At 43.8% G+C, this 19,739-nt stretch carries 19 protein-coding genes and 1 pseudogene; 10 read left to right on the forward strand and 10 right to left on the reverse strand.

The genetic code is table 11. The features are described from left to right. The first annotated feature begins 257 nt into the window (after positions 1 to 257). The 4 genes and pseudogenes from CGRAC_RS02670 (at position 258) to CGRAC_RS12825 (ending at position 5,934) form a co-directional block, all read left to right on the forward strand. The gene (locus CGRAC_RS02670; RefSeq protein WP_005870097.1) at positions 258 to 1,325 is read left to right on the forward strand and encodes a putative barnase/colicin E5 family endoribonuclease; all 1,068 of its coding nucleotides are present in this window, start codon (positions 258 to 260) and stop codon (positions 1,323 to 1,325) included. Further along, positions 1,322 to 1,411 (forward strand): annotated as a pseudogene (locus CGRAC_RS12885) (hypothetical protein); the annotation flags it as partial. The gene CGRAC_RS02670 and the pseudogene CGRAC_RS12885, both read left to right, overlap by 4 nt. A gap of 159 nt (positions 1,412 to 1,570) precedes the next feature. Further along, a complete protein-coding gene (locus CGRAC_RS12420; protein WP_005870095.1) occupies positions 1,571 to 1,738 on the forward strand; it encodes a hypothetical protein in 168 nt (55 codons plus the stop codon). Between the two features lie 794 nt (positions 1,739 to 2,532). Further along, entirely contained in the window at positions 2,533 to 5,934 is a 3,402-nt protein-coding gene (locus CGRAC_RS12825; RefSeq protein ID WP_005870093.1) for a PBECR2 nuclease fold domain-containing protein, read from the forward strand. Here CGRAC_RS12825 and CGRAC_RS02680 read toward each other — a convergent pair. The 6 genes from CGRAC_RS02680 to CGRAC_RS02705 all read right to left on the reverse strand — a co-directional run bounded on the left by CGRAC_RS02680 (position 5,905) and on the right by CGRAC_RS02705 (position 11,039). After that, positions 5,905 to 7,023, reverse strand: a complete 1,119-nt coding sequence (locus CGRAC_RS02680; RefSeq protein ID WP_005870091.1) for a hypothetical protein — start codon at positions 7,021 to 7,023, stop codon at positions 5,905 to 5,907. The two genes, CGRAC_RS12825 and CGRAC_RS02680, sit on opposite strands and share 30 nt — an antisense overlap. After that, complete coding sequence (gene csm4, locus CGRAC_RS02685) at positions 7,001 to 7,906, reverse strand: type III-A CRISPR-associated RAMP protein Csm4 (RefSeq protein ID WP_040303592.1); 906 nt, start codon at positions 7,904 to 7,906, stop codon at positions 7,001 to 7,003. Before csm4 ends, CGRAC_RS02680 begins: the two co-directional genes overlap by 23 nt. After that, positions 7,903 to 8,547 (reverse strand): type III-A CRISPR-associated RAMP protein Csm3, encoded by a 645-nt coding sequence (gene csm3 / locus CGRAC_RS02690; RefSeq protein WP_005870087.1) that lies wholly within the window; start codon positions 8,545 to 8,547, stop codon positions 7,903 to 7,905. Before csm3 ends, csm4 begins: the two co-directional genes overlap by 4 nt. Next, positions 8,544 to 8,966, reverse strand: coding sequence for a type III-A CRISPR-associated protein Csm2 (gene csm2 / locus CGRAC_RS02695; protein ID WP_005870086.1), 423 nt, complete (start codon positions 8,964 to 8,966; stop codon positions 8,544 to 8,546). The genes csm3 and csm2 overlap by 4 nt, the downstream gene beginning before the upstream one ends. Then, positions 8,963 to 10,471, reverse strand: coding sequence for a type III-A CRISPR-associated protein Cas10/Csm1 (cas10, locus tag CGRAC_RS02700; protein ID WP_005870084.1), 1,509 nt, complete (start codon positions 10,469 to 10,471; stop codon positions 8,963 to 8,965). The genes csm2 and cas10 overlap by 4 nt, the downstream gene beginning before the upstream one ends. A 145-nt stretch (positions 10,472 to 10,616) precedes the next feature. Next, a complete protein-coding gene (locus CGRAC_RS02705) occupies positions 10,617 to 11,039 on the reverse strand; it encodes an EamA family transporter (protein ID WP_005870082.1) in 423 nt (140 codons plus the stop codon). A 465-nt stretch (positions 11,040 to 11,504) separates the two neighbouring features. Between CGRAC_RS02705 and CGRAC_RS02710 the strand changes: the two genes are divergently transcribed. After that, positions 11,505 to 11,888 carry a DUF4878 domain-containing protein gene (locus tag CGRAC_RS02710; RefSeq protein ID WP_005870080.1) on the forward strand — a complete coding sequence of 128 codons (384 nt, stop codon included), beginning with the start codon at positions 11,505 to 11,507 and terminating at the stop codon, positions 11,886 to 11,888. Continuing rightward, the gene (locus CGRAC_RS02715; RefSeq protein ID WP_005870079.1) at positions 11,870 to 12,481 is read left to right on the forward strand and encodes a YiiX/YebB-like N1pC/P60 family cysteine hydrolase; all 612 of its coding nucleotides are present in this window, start codon (positions 11,870 to 11,872) and stop codon (positions 12,479 to 12,481) included. The genes CGRAC_RS02710 and CGRAC_RS02715 overlap by 19 nt, the downstream gene beginning before the upstream one ends. A 300-nt stretch (positions 12,482 to 12,781) precedes the next feature. Here the strand turns inward: CGRAC_RS02715 and nusA are convergent, their stop codons facing one another. Continuing rightward, complete coding sequence (gene nusA, locus CGRAC_RS02720; protein ID WP_005870078.1) at positions 12,782 to 13,909, reverse strand: transcription termination factor NusA; 1,128 nt, start codon at positions 13,907 to 13,909, stop codon at positions 12,782 to 12,784. Between the two features lie 158 nt (positions 13,910 to 14,067). Between nusA and CGRAC_RS02725 the strand changes: the two genes are divergently transcribed. From CGRAC_RS02725 to CGRAC_RS02740, 4 genes are read left to right on the forward strand one after another with little or no spacing between them, the layout of a single operon-like run. After that, positions 14,068 to 14,310, forward strand: a complete 243-nt coding sequence (locus CGRAC_RS02725) for an HP0268 family nuclease (RefSeq protein ID WP_005870077.1) — start codon at positions 14,068 to 14,070, stop codon at positions 14,308 to 14,310. Beyond that, on the forward strand, positions 14,307 to 15,602 hold the full coding sequence (miaB, locus tag CGRAC_RS02730; RefSeq protein WP_005870076.1) for a tRNA (N6-isopentenyl adenosine(37)-C2)-methylthiotransferase MiaB: 1,296 nt from the start codon (positions 14,307 to 14,309) through the stop codon (positions 15,600 to 15,602). Before CGRAC_RS02725 ends, miaB begins: the two co-directional genes overlap by 4 nt. Beyond that, positions 15,583 to 16,233, forward strand: coding sequence for a lysophospholipid acyltransferase family protein (locus tag CGRAC_RS02735; protein ID WP_005870074.1), 651 nt, complete (start codon positions 15,583 to 15,585; stop codon positions 16,231 to 16,233). The genes miaB and CGRAC_RS02735 overlap by 20 nt, the downstream gene beginning before the upstream one ends. A gap of 46 nt (positions 16,234 to 16,279) precedes the next feature. After that, entirely contained in the window at positions 16,280 to 17,035 is a 756-nt protein-coding gene (locus CGRAC_RS02740) for a hypothetical protein (protein ID WP_005870073.1), read from the forward strand. A gap of 231 nt (positions 17,036 to 17,266) precedes the next feature. On the opposite strand, the gene CGRAC_RS02745 is transcribed toward CGRAC_RS02740, so the two are convergent. The 3 genes from CGRAC_RS02745 to CGRAC_RS12890 are packed head-to-tail and all read right to left on the reverse strand — an operon-like array spanning position 17,267 to position 19,718. Continuing rightward, positions 17,267 to 17,923: a metallophosphoesterase gene (locus CGRAC_RS02745; RefSeq protein WP_005870071.1), complete on the reverse strand. Its 657-nt coding sequence runs from the start codon at positions 17,921 to 17,923 to the stop codon at positions 17,267 to 17,269. Further along, a complete protein-coding gene (gene tilS / locus CGRAC_RS02750; RefSeq protein WP_005870070.1) occupies positions 17,920 to 18,921 on the reverse strand; it encodes a tRNA lysidine(34) synthetase TilS in 1,002 nt (333 codons plus the stop codon). The genes CGRAC_RS02745 and tilS overlap by 4 nt, the downstream gene beginning before the upstream one ends. 5 nt (positions 18,922 to 18,926) lie before the next feature. Next, a complete protein-coding gene (locus CGRAC_RS12890) occupies positions 18,927 to 19,718 on the reverse strand; it encodes a radical SAM protein (RefSeq protein ID WP_407637298.1) in 792 nt (263 codons plus the stop codon). Positions 19,719 to 19,739: the final 21 nt, after the last annotated feature.

A 19,739-nucleotide genomic window follows, 5' to 3' on the forward strand; every position in this document is an offset into this window, starting at 1 on the left:
AGAGGCTTGAGAAAATAAGCAAGGAAAAATCAGGAGATGCTGGTATTATCCAAACTTTCACCCAGCCAGGTAGCAAACTTGAAAATCAAGGCTTAGGCTACCAAACTACGAGTATTATACCCCAAAACTCCCAAAAAGTAAAGGAACTTCCGCCCGCCGATCTTAGAAAGGCGATAATAAACGCTAAAGACGACAAAGAGCGCCTAGCCATAATAGAAAATCAAAAGGCAGGGATTAGACAAAGGCTTAAAGAAGAGATGACAAGCGAGGTCAAAACTGCGAATAACAAAGAAGCAACACCGCTTTTGGATCAAAAACTAATTGAAAGAGCAAACGAAAATTCACAATTTAATAGAGGGAACATTATAGAGAGCAATTTAAGAAAAACTCTAAATTCGATCGATGATCTTGAAATTTCGGAAGCCAAAAAAGAGATGGCTAAGAAAAAGATAATCGTCGAAACACAAAGGGAACTTAAGGCGGCAGCAGATTTTATTCCCGCAAATGTTTTGGGCGCGGCGGGATTTAATGTCAAAAAGGCGGGAAAGCAGTTGGATAGAATAACAAAAGCCCAAGAAAAAAAGGCGGAAATTATAGAGCGCGCCGGAGAAAAGAATAGTCGTTTCAACTCATTTAATGCCGATATAGCTGATAGTGAATTTATTAAAATTGGGAATTACGTTACGCTTAGCGGTAAGCCAAAAATAGCCGTATCTTTTAGAACGATACCCGACGGGAGCGTAAGGCTAGCTCTCAAGAAAAAAGGATTTTTTTATGATAACGGCATAAGCGCGTGGAGTATCGAGCCTGAGAAATTTGATAAGAGTTGGATAAGCGGGAGATTATCACAACTTTTTAACAAAGATGAAAGCACTCTTAATTTAAAGGCGATGACAAAAAACGATGACCCTTTTGCGCTCTTACCTAACGCAACTGCAACTCGTTTAAGGAAAATGAGACGAGATGCGAGCGAAAAAGATATACCCGATCATCTAATAAACGATAAGAGCTGGTATGATAAATACGTAGTAAAATATAATAAAGACAGAAAAACGCTAGAGAAGGCGCTAAATATAGCTCCTATTGAGAAATTTGGCATTAATTATGCCGAGTTTTACCACGACGGAAGCGGTGCGGTAAAGAAACTACTAGCCGAAAGGCAAGGACAGGTAGCGGGCGCATTTTATCGCAAGGATTTGGGCGACGTAGATATAATATGGGGTGAGGCAAAACAAAACGCAAAAGGGGGATGGGACGGCTATGGCTTAGCCAAAATAGAAAAAAAGCACCCTGAAATTTCAGCCCAAATTTTAGAGATACGATAAAAAATGGCAAGCTAGAAAAAACACACAATGGGTATAATGTAAAAAGCGGCGGCTACGTAGTCGGACTAAACCGCGGATGGAACGAAAACGGCGTAAAGGTTGGGGATAATAAATGGATCGTAACTGCATTTGATGATAGCAAAGAGAAAGCTATCAGCAAAGCACCCGTTGATAGCTTTGACAGCAGAAACGCTGCTTTTGCCAATTCTGTTTCTAGTATACCACAAAATCTCAAAAATGCGTCAATGGCTCAGTGGCAAAGCGAAATTTCTAAAGCCAAAGACGACTGGAACGGGCTAAAACGCCTGATGGATCAGATCAAACAAAACGAAACACTAGGGAAAAACGAAAGAGCCAAGCTATACGTAGATATAAGCGATAGATTAAAAGAGCTAAGAGAGGCAGAGAGATAATTCAGGTGCGAGGTATAGCCCCGCGCCAATGGCTGCCCCCTCGGATCTTAACTAACAGACCACGCAATCGTATCTAAATTTATCAAAAATCCTTCAAATTTAATATAAAAATACCAAAGGGTGCGTTTTATGGGTAGATTACGCACCCGCACTTGCGCGAAAATTGCCTTAACTTTCAAAAGGAGAACGTTATGGCAATCACATCTACGGGCTTTCAAGCTCCAGCAACAAAAAGAGAGAAGTTTAAATTTTGCTCTAGCACCATCATTAGATATATAGCTAATCTTATTTTGCACCTGATTTTAATTCTGTTAAAAGACTATTTATTGGACATCTTCTTAAATAATTGAATCAAATTTATCATTATGTCGTATCTTTATTGAAAATTTATCAATAAAATTTTGCTTAAGAGCCAGCGGAATCATGTCCATGTCGATTATCGTAAGCTATTTGTAAAATTTATGGCTTATGCAGAATTAGATTATTGAAGATAGCGGTAGCATATTTCACAAAATAGCGTCTGCAGCGCATTATGATAAAATTTCAGGTAAGCTTTCGATATCAAAAGGTGTAATACACTCAGCTTATAAATTGGCATTGCCCGATAGGCTTTGCCGATTTGTAGCGCTTAACACCTATCTATAGTTTTCGTTAAAATACCCGACTGCATTAGACTGGAGGTGCTACCAAATTATAACGTAGCACAAGAACGCGGCGTTATTAAATTTAAAATGGAATTCCATGGGAGTTGGAATTATTGTGTCTAATCTTAAGCCGCAGGAATTTTGAATTGTATGGCTGGCGAGCTAGGACTTCGTGCATTAGGCGCAGGGGCGGACGCTTTGGGCTTTGATAATGCAGGCAAGAGCTTAAAAGATACCGCAGACGATCTGGGGCAAACCTTTTCTCAAAGCGCGGAAGCAGTAGGACAAACGGGAGGTGCAGGCACTACCCGCATAATAGGGCGAGGATTAAAAAACTTCGTAACGGGTCAAGCTGCAGCCAATCAAAAGCTAGCTAGAGGCATTAACAACGTTTTAGCAGATACCGCAGATTTTTACGGAGCGGACAGGGCTAGGGATTTCTTTAGGCAGAACTCAAATTTAGCAAGCTCGGCGATAAATAAAATTGAAAACTTCGGCGATAACGATATGAAAGGTTGGCAAGCAGCAGGCGAGATAGCAGACGCTACTGCACTAGCTCCTGCGATGCTAGGCCATAGCGCAAAGGCTGCCCGCCTAGCAAAAGCATTGGGTGCTAGCGAAAAGGTAGCTACTCGCATCGGCAACGCCGCAGGATCTGCAGCAAACGGCGCGATAATGGGAGGCTTTACCGGAGGGGCTAGAGCTTACGGGCAGGAAAAACCAGGTCTAAAGCAAGCGGGGCTTGAAAGCACTATTTGGGGTGGGGCAAATGCTATTTTAGGCGGACTTAGCCGCGCTCCTTTAGCTAAAATAGGGGCGCGGAAACTAGAGGAGGCAAGGGTAGCCGCGCAGGAGCTAAAACCCGAAGCTAGCCCCGCAAAAGCGGCGCAAGATATTCAAAGTGCGACCCCTGCAGGACAAACCGCGGGCGAGGGCTTTACTATGAACGGAGGCACGACACCTTATCAATATGCAGAACAGAAATTTAAGCCCGAGGAATGGGTGAATAATTTAAGCGGCGTTTTAAGCGATGAATGGGCGGCAAATTTAAAGAGCCTCGCGGTTAAACATCCTGAAATGTTTAAAAGCGAAGCGGACGTATTTAGAGTAATCAAGCAGATCAAAGATAATCCGACACATTTTTTAGAGAATACAAACGAAAATACAGCCCTAATAGCAAAAAGATTAGGTGAAAATAAGGCAGGAAATATTGGCATAGATAAAAGTAGCGGTAAAATTATACACGCAAATAAAACCGATGAGCATGATTTAGATAGGTTAATAAGACGAGCGAGAGGATTAGAACAAGACAGAGGAAAGGGCGTCCCGACGCCCGCTGGGACGACCGCTCCGCAAACGCGGGCGGATGGCGAATTATTAAGCCCCTCCTCCGATAACACTATTATACCACAAAATTCTATCGCAGAGGGAATTTTAAATAATCCTAATCTTTTCGGACTTGACGAAAACGTGATAAAGGCCATTCGCTCAGAGCTTGAGGAAGCAGCCGGGATTGCTCCAAAAAAGATGAGCGAAGCGGTAAAAGGGGCAGATAAGGCAGAGACCGCAGCAGCACAAGCACCTAATCCGTTTTTAGATGAGATTTTAAGAGCTACGAATCCCGCTAATAATAACGCATATTTGGATCAGATCTTAGCAATTACCAATCCTAAAGCCGTCATCGCTGCCAAAAAAGGAAGTCCGACAACCCAGACTATTACCTCAACCTTAAATGGAAGCGATGAAGCCGCCAAAAAGGGATTAAACCCAAATAGCAGCCTTTACAGCAAGGATAAATATATCAAAGGAAGCGGGACAAACTCCGCAATTACTTCAACCTCTGATATATTTGACGGAGGGGTGGGGTCCACAACCCACATTACTACAACCCCCGCCAATGATGAAATTATATCTCTTTCCTCTGATAAAAACCTTAATGCCCCCGCGGAGTTTAAGAATTCCGCAGGAGGAGGCATAGACCCCGCTGCAGTAGTCCGTAATATAGCGGAGCGCGGAGATTTGGCGCTAAGACTAGAGCCTAAAGCCGATGTGCTTTCGCTCGTCCGCGACTTTCAGGCTCCTATTAAAACTCCGATATTTGAGGCAAAAATTGCGATTGATAAGATGTTAAATCATTTGGCGGATAAAGCAGGCAGCGAGCGTAGGCTCGAATATGTAAATTTAATCAAACCTACATTAGAAAATCCATTATTCATCGCAAAAGATGGCGAACGATATAGATTTTTTAAAACTTTTATCGACGATCGCGATAAAACTTTAAAATTCTTAAGCGTGATAGAAAACGACAGAGGAGAATTTTTAGGCGTAACCGCGACGCCGCTAAAAAACACCGATTTAAAAAATCTAATAAGAAAAGGCAATATAGTTTGGGGTGGGGACACACTCTCTAGCCTAAGCACCCCACAAGCGATGAGAAATCAAGGGCTAGACACCGCTACAGATATTATACCACAAAACGGCGAGAATATGATTAAAGGTTTTAGCTCTAGCGCAATCCCTGCTAATATCGCAAGCGCTGGAGCTGGAGCAGCCACAGGTGCAGCGCTAGATGATAAAAATAGAGCAAGAGGCGCTTTTATCGGAGCGTTGGGCGGGCTTGGGCTAGTAAATGCACCAGCTCTTGTTTCAAAGCTAAAAGGAGGCGCTAAGGTAGGCGAGATAGCGCAGGATATAGAAGCTGCAGCAAAAGATAAGCCTAGCATCTTAAGCAATATGCGCTCCTATCTTAAAGCCGTAGGCGCAAACTCCGCTTCAGAGCTAAAGGATTTAAGCGGCAAGGATATAGGGCTAAGCTACGCAAGGCAAATGGCAAGCGAGCATATCAATAAAGAGTTTAAAAATATCGCTTATGAAATTTTATCCGGCTCTCAAAGCTTAGCGCAGAATTTAAAAAATGGCGCTATTAATGCAGCTCGCTTTGTAAGGCGCGCATTAAGCGAAACCAAAGGCGCGGATTATCTTTTGCGAAACGATGAGCTATTTAGCGCCAAAAGCGCATATAGCGCTAAAATGGAAAATCTACAATCCGCGCTTAGTGGATTAGACGATGCTGATCGCGTAGCTATGCATGAATATATGGTGGGTGAAGCAAATGCCATTAAGCCTGAGCTAAAGCCACTAGCAGACGCGCTAAGACGTCAGATTGACGATATGAGTGCTAAGCTCGTGGATCTAGGCGTTTTAGATAAGGCTAGCAGAGACGCGCTAGCGGGGCAATATCTTGCTCGCTCTTATGAAAAGCATCTAAAAGATCGCATCAACTCAGTGTTTTCAAGCGGTAAAAAGGTAGATGAAATTCACAGCAGAGGCTTTGCGTTTAAAGAGTTTAAAAATAGGGAAGCGATGGATAAGTTTCTATCTAAAAACCCGCAGATCGCAAAGTCTATGGATCAGGCTTACAATAAAGGCGGCGTGCGCGTAGTAGAAAAGCCTAATGGTAAAATTGAGCTTTGGAGGGATTATACCAAAGATGAGCGTTCGGCTATGGGGGAGATAAAAAGATTAGCTTTTTATCTCATTTACCTCACATAGTAGCCAGCCAAACGGCACGCACCCCGCTTCTATTTGGTCTTTAACCTTTGCAAGCCAGGTCGTAGTTTCGGCTTCTTTTATGATAGGATTTTTACCGACGCCTTGCTTTATGCTAATTTCTCTCTTGCCCTCTATCGTTACAGCACGTGCGCCGCTATGTCTACCTATGCGCAGTAAGAATTGATTTGGCGCCAAATTGCTTCTACCAAAATCCTTGTAGCTTTCATAAAATTTTTCGCTCAAGCATTCGAGCACTCCGTCGTCATTAAATAAAGAACGAAATATCGGCTCATAGTGATCGTTGCAAGCTTTGATTAGGCGATTAATATCTAGGGGCTCTTCCGTAGAATTTTGCTTAATGCTTAAAGGAATTTCGCATGTCACGTTTGAGACTATAGCTTCTAAGCGGGTGCTTAGCGAATCATTGTATTTTATATCATCATTTTTAAGCTCTCGTTTGACGTTTGCGGTGGAATAAATTTTACTTGCTAAACCACCGCTATCGCTAATGAGTAGATTTTTAAATGGATTTCCGTCGCTCGGACTTAGTAAAAGATCGCGCACATCATGATACTTTATTCCTTCTTTTACTAATAGCTCTTGGTATGCTGTAGAAATCGCTCCCTTTAAACTGCTGCCAGTTAGGATCGCCGAATCCCTTTTTTGATTTTTATTCGATACGCATTTATAAATTTCAAGCTGATTTATTACGTTATTTTTGCCACTTTCTTTTTGAACTACCTTGCCAATTTTATCGTAATATTCTTGCGCGGCATTCGGGCTTACTTTTACGATTTTATAAGCTACTTGTCTTCCTTGTTTTTTATGCGCGAATATAAAATTTTGCATTTTAATAAGCCCATTTTCATCGGACGCTTCCACTAGATCGAGGAATTTTTCCTTATCCGTTTCAGATAGAATTTCATATAGAGCCATTGTGTCAAATTCATAAAGTGCATCTATCTCTTTTCTGCTAGGTTGTAGAATTTTTTCTATTACATATCCGGTCGGTTCATAAATCTCGCCGCTTCCAATATGCACGGGGCTTAGAATTTTGATTTTTAATTTATAGTGTTTTACAAAGCTCATTTCCGCTCCATTTCGTAGGTATTAAAATAGCGTATCCTTGTTGCACGCTTTTTTTGTGGGTTGAAACACCGCGAATGCTTTTACCGATAAATTGTATATTGCTTTCATCTTCTAGCGCTATTAGGGCTGACGTTTGTGCCATTAATACGGGTTTTTTAGTCACATCTGACGATGAAGCCAGATCTCCGCCATGCTTTCCGAACCTAGTAAATGGCTCGTAAAAGCACTTCTTGATAGCCAAATCGGATCCTTGTAAAACAAAAGGGCTGAGCGCCATAAAGATTTTACTTGCAGGCGTATTTAAATTTTCAAATTTATCGATCTTAAATCGCCCTTTGCCAATACTTGCCTTTTTTCCGTAGCCGCATTCTCCTATATCATGCATGACGGCTTTTAATTCCTCTTGGCTAAAAGCATTTTCATCGATTAAAAAATATATATCAAGTGGCGGCAATGCAGTCTCGATTAGTGCAAACGGAGCGAATTCATCGGCATCGGTAGTAAAAGTAGCGTAGTTAATAGAATTCTTTATTGTGGCGTTTTGTTTGATTTTTGACTCTAATTCATCGCCTGCTAGGGCGTTTTGAAATTTGCCTTCGGCAAAATCGTCCGCTTTGAGCCAAATCTTTTTTCTTATAGCTTTCTTATCGATATTTTTTCCAAAAACGCTAAGCGGCAAGCAAGGCTTTGGCAAAAAACCTGATAAAAATCCATCGGAAGCGATCAAAAATGGCTCTTTATCATAATTTTCAAGAAGGCTTTCCAATCTTGCTTCGCCGTATCTATATCTTATTGCCCAACAAATTTGCCCCCATAAGGTATCGCCTTTTAGCGAGGTTGCAAAAGACGACGTGGGCGTAATCGTGGTTTTAAGGAGCTTCATTTTTCGACCCATTCGTCTTTGTTGCTAAATTCCACTCTTCCGTATCCGCGAGAACCGCTACCACCCAAATAATCATTTTCCAATAAATTTAAACCGCGCTTGATAAGCTTTTTAAAATCATCGATATCATCGCCTTCTAATACTTTGATTTTAAAATCGTAGCAAAATTTAATTCCTTCAGGTACTCGCTCGCTTTGACGCGGATGTTTGGCGGTACCTTTTTGTCGGTCGATTATGTTTTCATATTTTGCTTCGCTTAAAATTTTATCTTCACTCTCGGGGCTTATTCGGCAGTCGCTAAAACTAATTCTAGTGATGCCAAATTTATTTTCTTTGACATCGCTGTCCCCAAATAGCTTTAATAGAATTTCTGCAGATTTTCTATCTTTGGCTCTTTCTATATTTTTATAAGAAAATGGTGCACCTTTTTTATCTTGATCTAGTCCTACCAATCCTAAGTCCCATTCGAGCAAGCTTCTAATTTTGCCTTTGAGCGAGCTAGCTGGTATATAAGGCCTGCCAGAATTGGCGTCTTTTATAACTTGATTATCTATGCCGCCGATTTTCATAACGTCATCGCCACCGCCTATGTGAAGTCCACTTAAAAGCCTAATATCGCCTTTTAAAGAGTAAATTTTCATCTTTCTTCCTTATCTTTACTAAATCCTAAAACCGCTTCAAAAAACAGTTTAAACACCTCGAGCTTTTCTACGCTATCTACCTGCGAAACACAGTCTTTTATAAATTCTACAAAGTTTTTACTTACATTCTTTCTGCTTGAAGCATAGGCCACTTTAGAATTTAGCATTTTCACAAATGGTAAAATTTCAGAGGAATTTTTAGTTTTTGCTTTTTCGCATAGATCCAGCACGTAGTCGTAAAATCTTCTGATTTGCGATTGACTAGTTCTAATACTATTCGCCGTTTTCTTCGCGGTTTCATTAAAAAGTTCGCCGTCTTTGATATAATCTAGCGTGATCTTTTCATATAAAATTCCAGACTTATCGGCTTTGGAATTGTCGTAGCTTTTGCGTTGTTGGCCGTTATGGGCGTAGTTCATCTTGCTCTCCTTTTATAAATGAATTCACATAGTGCCATTTTTACCTGTTCGGGACTTTTTTCTAGTGCATTTTGCAGCTTTTGTATTAGCCATTGCGAGTCTTTGGATAAATTTCTTACTATTAAATAATTCAGCTTCGAAGCCCAGATATTGGATATTGCGTCATTAGCTTTAGCGCTTTTTGCCATATCGCAAAGCTCTAGCAGATGATATAAAAATGCTGTATTTAGCTCCTCTATGCTTTCAAGCGTATTTGTTATGAGCGCATACATCGTTTTGTACTCGCTCCATCTAGCCGTTTGTCCAAATAGAGTAATAGCGTCCTTTTTTATCCCTTTTTCATCTTTAAATTCCTTGGCAAGCTCGAGCTGGTTTTCGCTCAGTTCGGCTAGGTATTTAATAGGCACGGAAGGTTTTGCAATGCAAATCCCCATACTTAGGCTAAGTGTTTTGTCGCTAATAAATTTTTTGAACTCATCATCTATAAATCTAGCAATATCTAGCACCGTATCCCAAGCTCCCACCAATAGTAAATCATCTCCGCCTGAAAATACTATATAGGTATGTGGAAAATTTTGTTTTATTAAGCGCGGAATGTAAATGCTAAAAAAGCTATCAAGCCCCTTCGAAAACATATCAAAGCTATCAAAACTATTAGTAACATTACTATTTTTGATGAAATCTCCCATTCCATCGACATCGGCTTTCAGTACGGCTATAGCTTTTAATCCCGAAGGCTCATCCTCGTGCATTTTATTGCATGCGAGTTGCGCCAGTTCGTTAAAGCTTGCCGTTTGCCCATCTTTTTTAAATACATAAGATTTTATACGATCATCTAGTTCTAGCTCGCAATTAAAGCCTTCTAAATCGATTCCTAGCTCGTCGAGAGAAATTTTTGAAGTTTTTGTGTCTGCAAGCTTGGCTCCAAGCCTCTCAAAGCCGTTTTCTATTGCTATTATATCGGCATAATTTAGCACGATTGCGCTTTGATTTAAAAGATCGAATTTATTAAGTTTTTCTAGCTCGAAAGCATCGCTTACTCGCTCTCTAAACTCCTTGTAACTATCCATATCACTAAAATCACTTTTTTTACAATCAAGCGCCACTAAACTCATACCTGCAATAGCACTAAATTTATCGATAAAAAATTTATCCACGTTGCGTTTGATATAGTTAAACGTATCTTGGGTGAAATTTTGCTTCGGTATTAAAATTTCAAATTTTCCCGCGCTTATGCTTAGAATTTTACTTTCGTTTATTTTCAATTTAAAGCATATAAATTTAGCGATCGCTTTGGTGAAAAGCTGAACGTAAGCAGATTTGGCACGTAGAATTTTAGCCGCATTTTTAGTATTAATATTTTCAAAAATGAATTTTTGAATACCGTAGAAATCTCCGGCTATAAGATACATTTCATCATTTAAAATATTGTCTATATCGGTAATCCGAAAGCTTTGCTCAAGCTCTTTAAATTCGCTATTAAAGAAATCGCTAAATTTGCTCAAAGATACTCCTTTTTAAAATAAATCTTTATAATTTTAGTGTTTTTATAATTAAGCAACCATTAAAAAAATAAATCTGGAACTAAATTTTATTTTTTGGTTTTGCCTTGTTGCATAAATCCATAAATATTACAAATAAAAATTTTTATTATTTAAATGCTAGCATTATTACGCCTGCGCCGATTAGTGCTAGCGCAAGCCATTCACGCAGACTCGGGCGCTCGCCTAAAAAGATCACGGCGATGATTACAACGAGCACTACGCTTAGTTTATCGATCGGTGCTACTTGATAGGCTTTGCCGATTTGTAGGGCTTTGAAATATGCTAGCCACGATGCACCCGTCGCCAGCCCACTTAGTATCAAAAATACCCAGTTGCGAGGGGTTAGGCTCGATAACGGCTGCCAGGCTTTAGCGTAGCGCAAGAATATGGCGAGACACAGGGCGATGATGATCGTGCGAATAAAAGTCGCAAAGTGGGAGTTGATGCCTTCAAGCCCGATTTTTGCAAATATCGCGGTCAGCGCCGCAAAGAGTGCTGATGCAAGCGCCCAAGCCGCCCAAGTTTCCATGATCTTCCTTTAGAAAAATTACTAGATTATAGCTCTATTCGGATAAAATTTTCTTATAATTTCGCGAGCGTCGCAGTAAAAAGCTAAATCGCAAGCGAGCAATCCCACGAAGGCGACATTTAAATTTTAAAATTTTAGCCGCAAAATACGGCTAAATTTCAGTTCTGACAAGCAAAACTTGCCTCGCGCGCTACCGAATGAGTTTGGGCACCGTTTGAGTAGTATGCCGCAAGACACGGTTCGCAGGAGTTGCTATAAAATTTTGCTTTGGCAAGATAAAATTTTACCAAGGCAAGACGAGCTTTCCTTCGAATGCAAAATTCTATTTTAATTCAGCAAAAGCACGACCGAATACCCCTTTCGCAAATCCAAACGCGATATAAATTCCCCCGAGCAGAAAGATCTGAATTTAAAAAATATTTATCGTTTGTATATAGAACCTCAAAATTTCTACGAGGAGAGCTTATGAAAAAATTCCTACTCGCGCTCATTGCGATATTCGTTTTAGCGGGTTGCGGCAGCGATCCAAAAGGCGTCGCCGAAGACTTCGTAAGAGCCCTATATGAGGGAGATTCCAAGACTTTGGTAAATATCATCGATATACCCGATAAGGACAGATCGGACGACGGCGCGATGCAGATGATAAACGGCAAATTGATGCAAATGGCAGGTGCTGGCAAGGAGGAGGCCTCTAAGCGCGGCAGGCTAAAGAGCATCTCGGGCGAGCTGCAAAATAGCGACGAGAAATCGGTGCTCGTGAAAGTCGCCGTGTCTTTTAAAAACGGCACGAACCGCACCGAGGGCGTTAAGCTCGTCAAAAAAGACGGCAAGTGGAAAGTCTCGCTTTAGCGAAAAAGTTTCTCATCTGCCTGATCTTTGCCGCAGGCGGGCTCGGCGAGCTCTGGATGCTCACGCGCGCATCTGCCGCAAAAGAGCCGCTGCGGGTGCCGGATGAAATTTTATCAAATCTACGCACGGGCGATCTCGTCTTTCGCATGGGCGACGTCACCGACAGCCGCATAATCGCGACTGCGACGGATTTTAAATACTCGCACGTAGGCATGATCGTGCGCGAGCGCCCGCTTTTGGTGGTGCACGCGGTAACGGGCGAAGGCGAGCAAGACGGCGTCGCGACCGTTTCGATGCGGGAGTTCTTGGAGCATGTGCGAGACTTTGGCGCGGTGCGGATGAAATTTTTAAGCGAGGAGCAAAAGGCGCGCCTCGCTGACTCTCTGCTTAGGCGCGTCGGCGAAGATTTTACGCTAAGACCTCGCGGCGAAGCGAACCTCTACTGCACGACGCTACTCGAGCAGGAAATTTCAAAAATCACGGAATTTTCTCCGCAATATTTTAAGCTAAGCTTAGCCGTCCTGGGCGGCGAATACCTCGCGCCGAAGGCATTTTGGCACTACGGCGGCGTCGAAATTTTATATGAGCGGTAGGCGCGACTTAACTTGGGGCGGAATTTTGCGCGCTGTGTAAATTTAAATATAGCATCAATTTAAATCCTCGCATGAATAAAATTTGAGCTTAGAATTCTGCGCCGTAAAATTTTGGTCAAATTTCGCCTTGATGCTAAATTTTAAAATTCCGAACGGCGTAAAATTCTACGTAATATAGAATTTCGTGGAGTACTAAATTACAAAATTCCATTAATTACTAAATTTGCAAAATTTGGTAGGCATGGAATTTTATAGAGCGCGCAACCTGCAAAATTTTAAAAAGCGAAGTGCACTTCGCCTCTACAGCTCGCCGAAAAGCGCTTCGAGATTTTTAAGACCTTCTTCCTTGGAGACTTTTTTCTCACTCGCCGAGCCGGTTTCGATAAGCTCGATCTCGCAGCCGCACAGCATCGAGGCGAGGCGGATATTTAGGCCGTTTTTGCCGATCGCTTTGCTTTTTTGATCGGGGTTTACGTAGACGATCGCCTTGCCGTCCTGCGTTATTTTGACCGAGTTTACGATCGCGGGCGCCATCGCGCGAGTGATCAAAATTTCGGGGCTTGCGGAGTATTCAAACGCGTCGATGCTCTCGCCGCCGCTTCCGTCTTGCAAATTTTTGCTCAAAAATTTACTTACCGCGTCGATGCGCGCGCCTCCTTTGCCGACGGTAGCGCCTACCGGATCGACATTTGGCGAGACGACGCTAAGTGCGATCTTAGCGCGCCTACCCGGTATCCTCGCGCAAGCCTGGATAATGACGCTGCCGTCTTTGATCTCGGGGACTTCGGCGGCGAGCAGGGCTTCTAGAAATTTCGGGCTGGTGCGCGAAAGCTCCAGTCTGATACCGTGGGATTTGTCGATGGCTACGTTTTTGATGACGGCTTGCAGCACGTCGCCCACTTTGAAATTTTCACCCTTGATGCGGTTTTTAAGCGGCATAAAGGCCTTCGTATCCTCGATCTCTACGTAGGTCGTGCCGTCGTGATCGATCTTGGTGACCGTGCCGTGGGTGAGGGTGCCCACCTTGCTTTTATAGTTTTCAAAAATTTTCTCTTCAAGCAGCCTTTGGATGTGGAAATTTAGCTCTCTAGCCAGCACGCCGGAAGCCGTGCGACCGAGGTTTTCTATATTTATTTCGTAGCTTAGCTCATCTCCGATCTCCGCGTTTTCGCCTATTTTTTTGGCTTCGCTTAGCGCGATGAAGTTATGATCGCCGAGCCGCTCATCATCATCCGCGACGACGTGGACTTTTTGGTAAAGCTTGACGCGCTTGGTTTGCGGATCGACTTCGCTGTCGTAGAGATACTCCTCGCCGAAAAGTCTTTTTGCGGTCTGGATGAACGCCGTTTTGACGCGCTCTTTGACGTCCGCGGGCTCAAGCCCCTTTTCATTTGCAATCGACTCGATGATGTCAGTGATTTTTTCCATAAATTTTCCTTAAGATTTGATTTCGTGCTACTAAATTTGGATTTTAAATTTTGAAGTGCGGTATTATATGGAATTTTGACTTTATTTTTATTTAAACGAATTATTATCTAAATTTCGCTAAACTCGCGGGTTTAAAAAGATAAATGAAAGGATAGATCATGCAGCTAAAACTTGCCAGAACGGAGCTCGCCTCTAAGCCAAAAAGCGTTAAGATCGAGGATTTGCAAGCCCAAGTAGAAAAGAGCGGACAGAAAATATTTTATCTGGATAGAGAAAATTCTCAAAAAGATTTAGCCGCTTTGGTAGATTTTTTCGATACTAAGGGTTTTAGTGTGTATCAGCGCATAGTGCGATACGGGCTAAACGAAAACGAGTATATGTACGAGGTGCATATCCTTTGAGTAAACTCCTCTTCATCCAGACCCTAGGTTGCGCGATGAACGTGCGCGATAGCGAGCATATTATTGCGCAGCTAAAAGAACAAGATTACGAGATTACCGACGACGTAAATATCGCGGATCTAATCTTAATAAATACCTGCTCCGTGCGCGAAAAGCCCGTGCATAAGCTCTTCAGCGAGATCGGCGCATTCGATAAAGCTAGAAAAAAAGGCTCCAAAATCGGCGTTTGCGGCTGCACCGCAAGCCATCTGGGCGGAGAAATTTTTAAGCGCGCGCCTTTTGTGGATTTCGTACTCGGTGCTAGAAACGTATCTAAAATTTCGCAAGCCGTTCGTACTCCTAAATTTATTAGCACTGACATAAACTACGACGAGAGCGAGTTTGCATTCGGCGATTTTGCGAGCTCGCCATATAAATCCTTCATAAACATAATGATCGGCTGCGACAAAAAGTGCTCCTACTGCATCGTGCCGCAAACTAGAGGCGATGAAATTTCGATCCCCGCTCAAATCATCTTGCGCGAAGCCGAAAGATCCGCAGCTCGCGGCGCCAAAGAGATATTTTTGCTCGGCCAAAACGTCAACAATTACGGCAAGCGCTTTTCTAATGCGCACGAAAAAATCGACTTCAGCGACCTGCTCATGCGGCTTAGCAAGATAGAGGGCATCGAGCGCATCCGTTTTACTAGCCCGCATCCGCTGCATATGGACGATAAATTTTTGGACGTTTTTTGCAATAATCCTAAAATTTGCAAATCGATGCATATGCCGCTGCAAAGCGGCTCTAGCAAGGTTTTGCGCGATATGAAGCGCGGATATACCAAGCAGTGGTATCTGGACCGCGCGCTTAAACTGCGCCAAAGCTGCCCGGGCGTGGCGATTAGCACCGACATCATCGTGGGCTATCCGAGCGAGAGCGAGGATGATTTTGCTGAGACGATGGAAGTATTGGAGGCGGTGAGATTTGAGCAGGTTTTTTCCTTTAAATTTAGCCCGCGACCGCTCACGCCGGCGGCAAGCTTAAAGCCGCTGGATGATGAAATTTCAAGCGAAAGATTAAGCAGGCTGCAGAACGCTCACGCTAAAATTTTAGATGAAATCGCAAGGGCGCAAAAAGATAAAATTTTCGACGTATATTTTGAGGAGCTGCGCGAGGGCGGCACCGCGTGCGGTAGAAGCTTTTCAAATTTTTTAATCTGCGCGCAAGGCGGCGAAGAGCTTTTAGGAAAAACGCGCGGAGTGCGTATCGAAAAGACCGCCAGAATGGCGCTTTATGGAAAAGTTATCGCTTAAAAAGCGGTTGTTTTTCCGCGTCGCCGAATATCTCATTTTTATCCTGATTTGGTGTATTTTTTTAACGTGCAGGGTTAAATTTACCCCTACGAAGCTGCCAGAAAAGCCCTGCGTCGTCGTGTTTTGGCATGGAAGATTAGCGATGATGAGCTTTGCGTATAGGCGCTGGTGGCTGCGGGATTTCGGCAAGAGGCGCGCCAAGGTTATCATCTCAGATCACAAAGACGGCGAGATCATTACGCGTGTGATCTCACATTTTGGTATCGGTGCGATCCGCGGCAGTAGCTTTAAGGGTGGCGCACGCGCACTTATGGGTGCGATCAAAGAGATAAAAAACGGCACAGACGTCATCATCACTCCCGATGGGCCACGCGGCCCGTTTCATAGCGTCGCCGACGGAGCCGTGATCCTTGCGCAGCGACTAAACTTAGACATTTACGCGCTAAATTATGAAGCAAGCAGTTTTTGGAAATTTCGCAGCTGGGACGAGATGTTATTGCCAAAGCCGTTTTCGCGCATAAATTACAGCCTCAGCGCGCCGCTAAATTTGGCGGGGCTTAGCCTCGATGCGGGCAAAGAGGCGATCAGGCAACTGCTTTTTGCAAGCGCTGAGCAGGACATTAAATTTTAGTTTGAAATAATAGTGTTTCGATATAATTGCAATTTTAGGAGAAAAAATGGCACTATTTAAAGCAAAATCATTCCTCGGCGTCGCTAAAAGTGTCGACGCATGCGAGTTTTTTTATAGAAAATTGGGCTTTGGTAAAAGAATTTTGGATGAGAAATCCGATCGCTTTCCTATAGCGCAAGAAAATGATCTGGCTACCTCGCTGGCGGGCTTTGCGGATCTGAGTGATAAAAATTTAATCTCTTGCGTGCTGATAGACGACGAAAATCAAAGAGTGCATTTTAACGAGGATTATATGATTAAAGAAAATAGCATTTATCAAAAAGTCGATGATAGCTTCATAGTGGAATTTCCTCGCGCAAGTGCACAGGCGGCGGATGAGACTTTTGGAATAGAATTTAACTCGCACGCCAGTTTATTTAAAATTTTATACTTCTTGCTAAAAAATCAAAGCGATTTTGAAAACATGGCGATGTTCGCACTGAAATTTAATAACCGCGCATGTTTCGTCGTCGCCAACCAAGAGCGCGTGCTCTACGCCGACATAATGCGCATCGATGAGGAGATGCAGGCGGCGATGAGCGACGCGGACGAGCTTTTTTACGAGCTTTTAAATTTTCAGATCGAGACCTTCTACAAATCCGAAAATAGCGAGTTTCTCACTAATGTTTTCATCTACTCAGATGGTACGCTTAGCAACGAGATCGGCTACGTGATTTTCACGCGCATCTTCATCAAAACAAATCTGATAAATCTAAATTTTGCCGATTATATCAACAAAATTGCGATGCTGGAAGCCCGCTAGATCAATTTTTTCGCTCTGCACCTAGGCAGAATTTTAAAATTTTATCTTTGCAATATTGCGCTTGCTCGGTACGATTTGGTTGCTCGTTCGCGGCTACGTTTTATTAAATTTATTTTGCGTTGCAGAATGGAATTTTGACTGGGCAAAATCATCCGTATTTAAGTGGCTCGCTTTTAAATTTAAGCTTATTTGCCGCAAAGGGTCCGTCTTGCGCCGTAAATTTTGTCTTTTTCATGAATCCCGATTAATTTTGCGTAAAAAATTTTCTATCAAAGCTCGCCTTTGCTCCATGTCGTCGTTCTCGCTAATGCCCTCTAGCTCGCTTGCGTGATGGGCCTTGGGCGGGATATCTTTCAGATACGACCACACCTCGTCTTCGCTTAAAATTTTGCCGTGCAGATCAAAGCCCACGTTTAGCGCCCTGCCCGAAACTTCAGCCATATCTGCGTGCAGGTGACCGTAGAGCATCAGCGCGCCATAATGGCAGTTTGCCCACTCGATCATCGGGTAGTGAGACAGAGCCGCTCTCTTATGCGATAGACGCACAAAGGCATATCCCACGATCTGCTCAAACATAAAATTACCGTCCGCCTTGCGTCCGCTTAGCAGTTCGTTTTTCATTGCGGCGATGCGCCCATCGTGGTTGCCGAGCACCAAAAAATGTCGCCCGTTTAGTCTGCGAAGTAACTCGCAAGTGTGCGCAAAATCCTTGTGAAAGGAGACGTCGCCGAGATTATAGACAAGATCCTCGGGTGTAACAAGCGCATTCCAAGCGGCGATGAGATTTTCATCCATCTCGGCTACGTTCGCGCCTTTTCTAAAATTCGGGTATTTTTTCAGCACCAGCTCGTGGCCGAAGTGTAGATCGGAGGTAAAATAAACGCTCATAAAAGCTCCTCAAATAGCGCAAGATCCGCTCCCGCGGCAAATAAAAATCCACGGTTTATCGGCGGGATTTTTAAGGTGCGGCACGCTTCTTTAAATTTCTTGTCCATCGTCGCTTTGATATATGGCGTCACAAAAATAAAATTTTCGCCCGCACCCACGGCTACCTTGCCGCCTAGCACGCAGTCGGCGCCATTTTCTAGGCAGCGAGCGCATTCGTTTCGCTGCGCCGAGCTTAGCACGAGCCCTAGCCGCTTGCAGGTAAGACTCACGCCGCGAAGCTCGCTTGTGCCTCGTTTTACAAGATAAATTTTAGGTGCGGGGTTAGAAATTTCAGGAGTTAAGCTTAACGCGTCGGTCGCCAAAAACTCAAAGCTTTTTTTCACGCCGCCAAAGCACTCGTTTAAAAATGGCTCGCTAAATTTCGCGCGAATAAAGCCGCGTTTAAACCGGTCCGTCAAATTCGTCTCGTCGGTGAAGTATTTTAGGTTTCGCTCACGCAAAAACCGCTCCAGCTCGCACTTTCGCACGCCTAGAAGCGGACGAGCGATCACGTAGTCCTCGCTGGCTTCGAGCTCTTGCATGCCAAGTAGCTCGCTAAGCCCTGCACCGCGCCCAAGTTGCATCAAAAACCACTCGAATTTATCGTCAAACTGATGCGCCAAAATCAAATTTTCATATCCCCGCTCGCGGCAAATCTCGGCGAAAAAATCATATCTGGCTGCGCGTGCCTCGTGCTCGAAATTTGACGCGCCTAGCCGCACGCTTTTTACGTAGATTTGTTTGTTAAATTTGACCGCCAAATACCTTGCCGAGGCGACTTCGTCCTTGCTCTGCGCGCGGACGTTATAATCCACGATCGCAAGGTCAAATTTCACGCCAGCCTCGTCCAGAAGGTAAAAAAGCGCCGTGCTATCGACGCCGTGCGAAAAAGCAAGCAGATTTTTGCCAGCCCGCAGCAAGGCTAGAATTTTGCTTGGAATTTCGGGCGGATTTTTCATCTCTCTTACGAGCTTCTTAGTACTCGCGCGAGCAGCCTATCGCCCGCAAATTCCGTGATTTCGCACTCGTATAGACCGCCTACTTTTAGATTTTGCACGTAGCTTTCATTGATTAAAATTTCGCCGTCGATGTCCTTGTCCCATGCAAGAGGCTTGGCGCCGTAAAAAAACTCGCCCTCGCTGCTGGCGCCTTCGATTATTAGGGGCATCTTTTTGCCTACGAGCGCGCGCATGCTATTATCTATCGCCTCGCGCGTGATTTTTTCGATTTTATTTAGGCGGCGGCTAATTGTCCGTGCGAGGATTTGCGGCATCGCAAAGCTCGCCGTATCCTCCTCCTTGCTGTAGGCAAAAGCTGAAATTCTATCAAATTTAAACTCCCGCAAAAATGCGCAAAGCTCGTCAAATTCGGCTTCGCCTTCGCCCGGGTGCCCCACTATGACGCCCGTGCGGAGGAATGAATTAGGCGCTTCACGCATTAAGCTTAAAAGCTCTTTGATCCGCGCCGCGCCTGCGCCGCGCTTCATCAAGCTTAGCATTTTGTCGTTTATGTGCTGGATCGGCATGTCGAAGTAGTTTGCGAAAACGGGTGAGCTCACGATCGTGCGGATGAGTCGCTCGTCGGTGCTGGTGGGGTAAAGATACAGCACGCGCGCGACCTTGACGCCCTTTATTTTTTCGATGCGTTTTATCAGCGCGACTAAATCTATGTCCTGCTCGTGGACTCTTTCGTCGTCCGCGTCCGCACTCTCGCCGCCAGAGTCCTTATCGCAGACGAGCCTACTTTGAGCGGAAATTCCATCTGCCGCGTCGCCGTT

This window comes from Campylobacter gracilis (assembly GCF_001190745.1).
Lineage (GTDB): Bacteria > Campylobacterota > Campylobacteria > Campylobacterales > Campylobacteraceae > Campylobacter_B > Campylobacter_B gracilis.

What these genes read in the sequence shown, in the direction of transcription:
- CGRAC_RS02670 (WP_005870097.1), top strand. Translation starts at nt 258, where the DNA reads ATGACAAGCGAGGTCAAAACTGCGAATAACAAAGAAGCAACACCGCTT.
- CGRAC_RS12420 (WP_005870095.1), top strand. Translation starts at nt 1,571, where the DNA reads ATGGCTCAGTGGCAAAGCGAAATTTCTAAAGCCAAAGACGACTGGAAC.
- CGRAC_RS12825 (WP_005870093.1), top strand. Translation starts at nt 2,533, where the DNA reads ATGGCTGGCGAGCTAGGACTTCGTGCATTAGGCGCAGGGGCGGACGCT.
- CGRAC_RS02680 (WP_005870091.1), bottom strand. Translation starts at nt 7,023, where the DNA reads ATGAGCTTTGTAAAACACTATAAATTAAAAATCAAAATTCTAAGCCCC.
- csm4 (WP_040303592.1), bottom strand. Translation starts at nt 7,906, where the DNA reads ATGAAGCTCCTTAAAACCACGATTACGCCCACGTCGTCTTTTGCAACC.
- csm3 (WP_005870087.1), bottom strand. Translation starts at nt 8,547, where the DNA reads ATGAAAATTTACTCTTTAAAAGGCGATATTAGGCTTTTAAGTGGACTT.
- csm2 (WP_005870086.1), bottom strand. Translation starts at nt 8,966, where the DNA reads ATGAACTACGCCCATAACGGCCAACAACGCAAAAGCTACGACAATTCC.
- CGRAC_RS02705 (WP_005870082.1), bottom strand. Translation starts at nt 11,039, where the DNA reads ATGGAAACTTGGGCGGCTTGGGCGCTTGCATCAGCACTCTTTGCGGCG.
- CGRAC_RS02710 (WP_005870080.1), top strand. Translation starts at nt 11,505, where the DNA reads ATGAAAAAATTCCTACTCGCGCTCATTGCGATATTCGTTTTAGCGGGT.
- nusA (WP_005870078.1), bottom strand. Translation starts at nt 13,909, where the DNA reads ATGGAAAAAATCACTGACATCATCGAGTCGATTGCAAATGAAAAGGGG.
- CGRAC_RS02725 (WP_005870077.1), top strand. Translation starts at nt 14,068, where the DNA reads ATGCAGCTAAAACTTGCCAGAACGGAGCTCGCCTCTAAGCCAAAAAGC.
- CGRAC_RS02735 (WP_005870074.1), top strand. Translation starts at nt 15,583, where the DNA reads ATGGAAAAGTTATCGCTTAAAAAGCGGTTGTTTTTCCGCGTCGCCGAA.
- CGRAC_RS02740 (WP_005870073.1), top strand. Translation starts at nt 16,280, where the DNA reads ATGGCACTATTTAAAGCAAAATCATTCCTCGGCGTCGCTAAAAGTGTC.
- CGRAC_RS02745 (WP_005870071.1), bottom strand. Translation starts at nt 17,923, where the DNA reads ATGAGCGTTTATTTTACCTCCGATCTACACTTCGGCCACGAGCTGGTG.
- tilS (WP_005870070.1), bottom strand. Translation starts at nt 18,921, where the DNA reads ATGAAAAATCCGCCCGAAATTCCAAGCAAAATTCTAGCCTTGCTGCGG.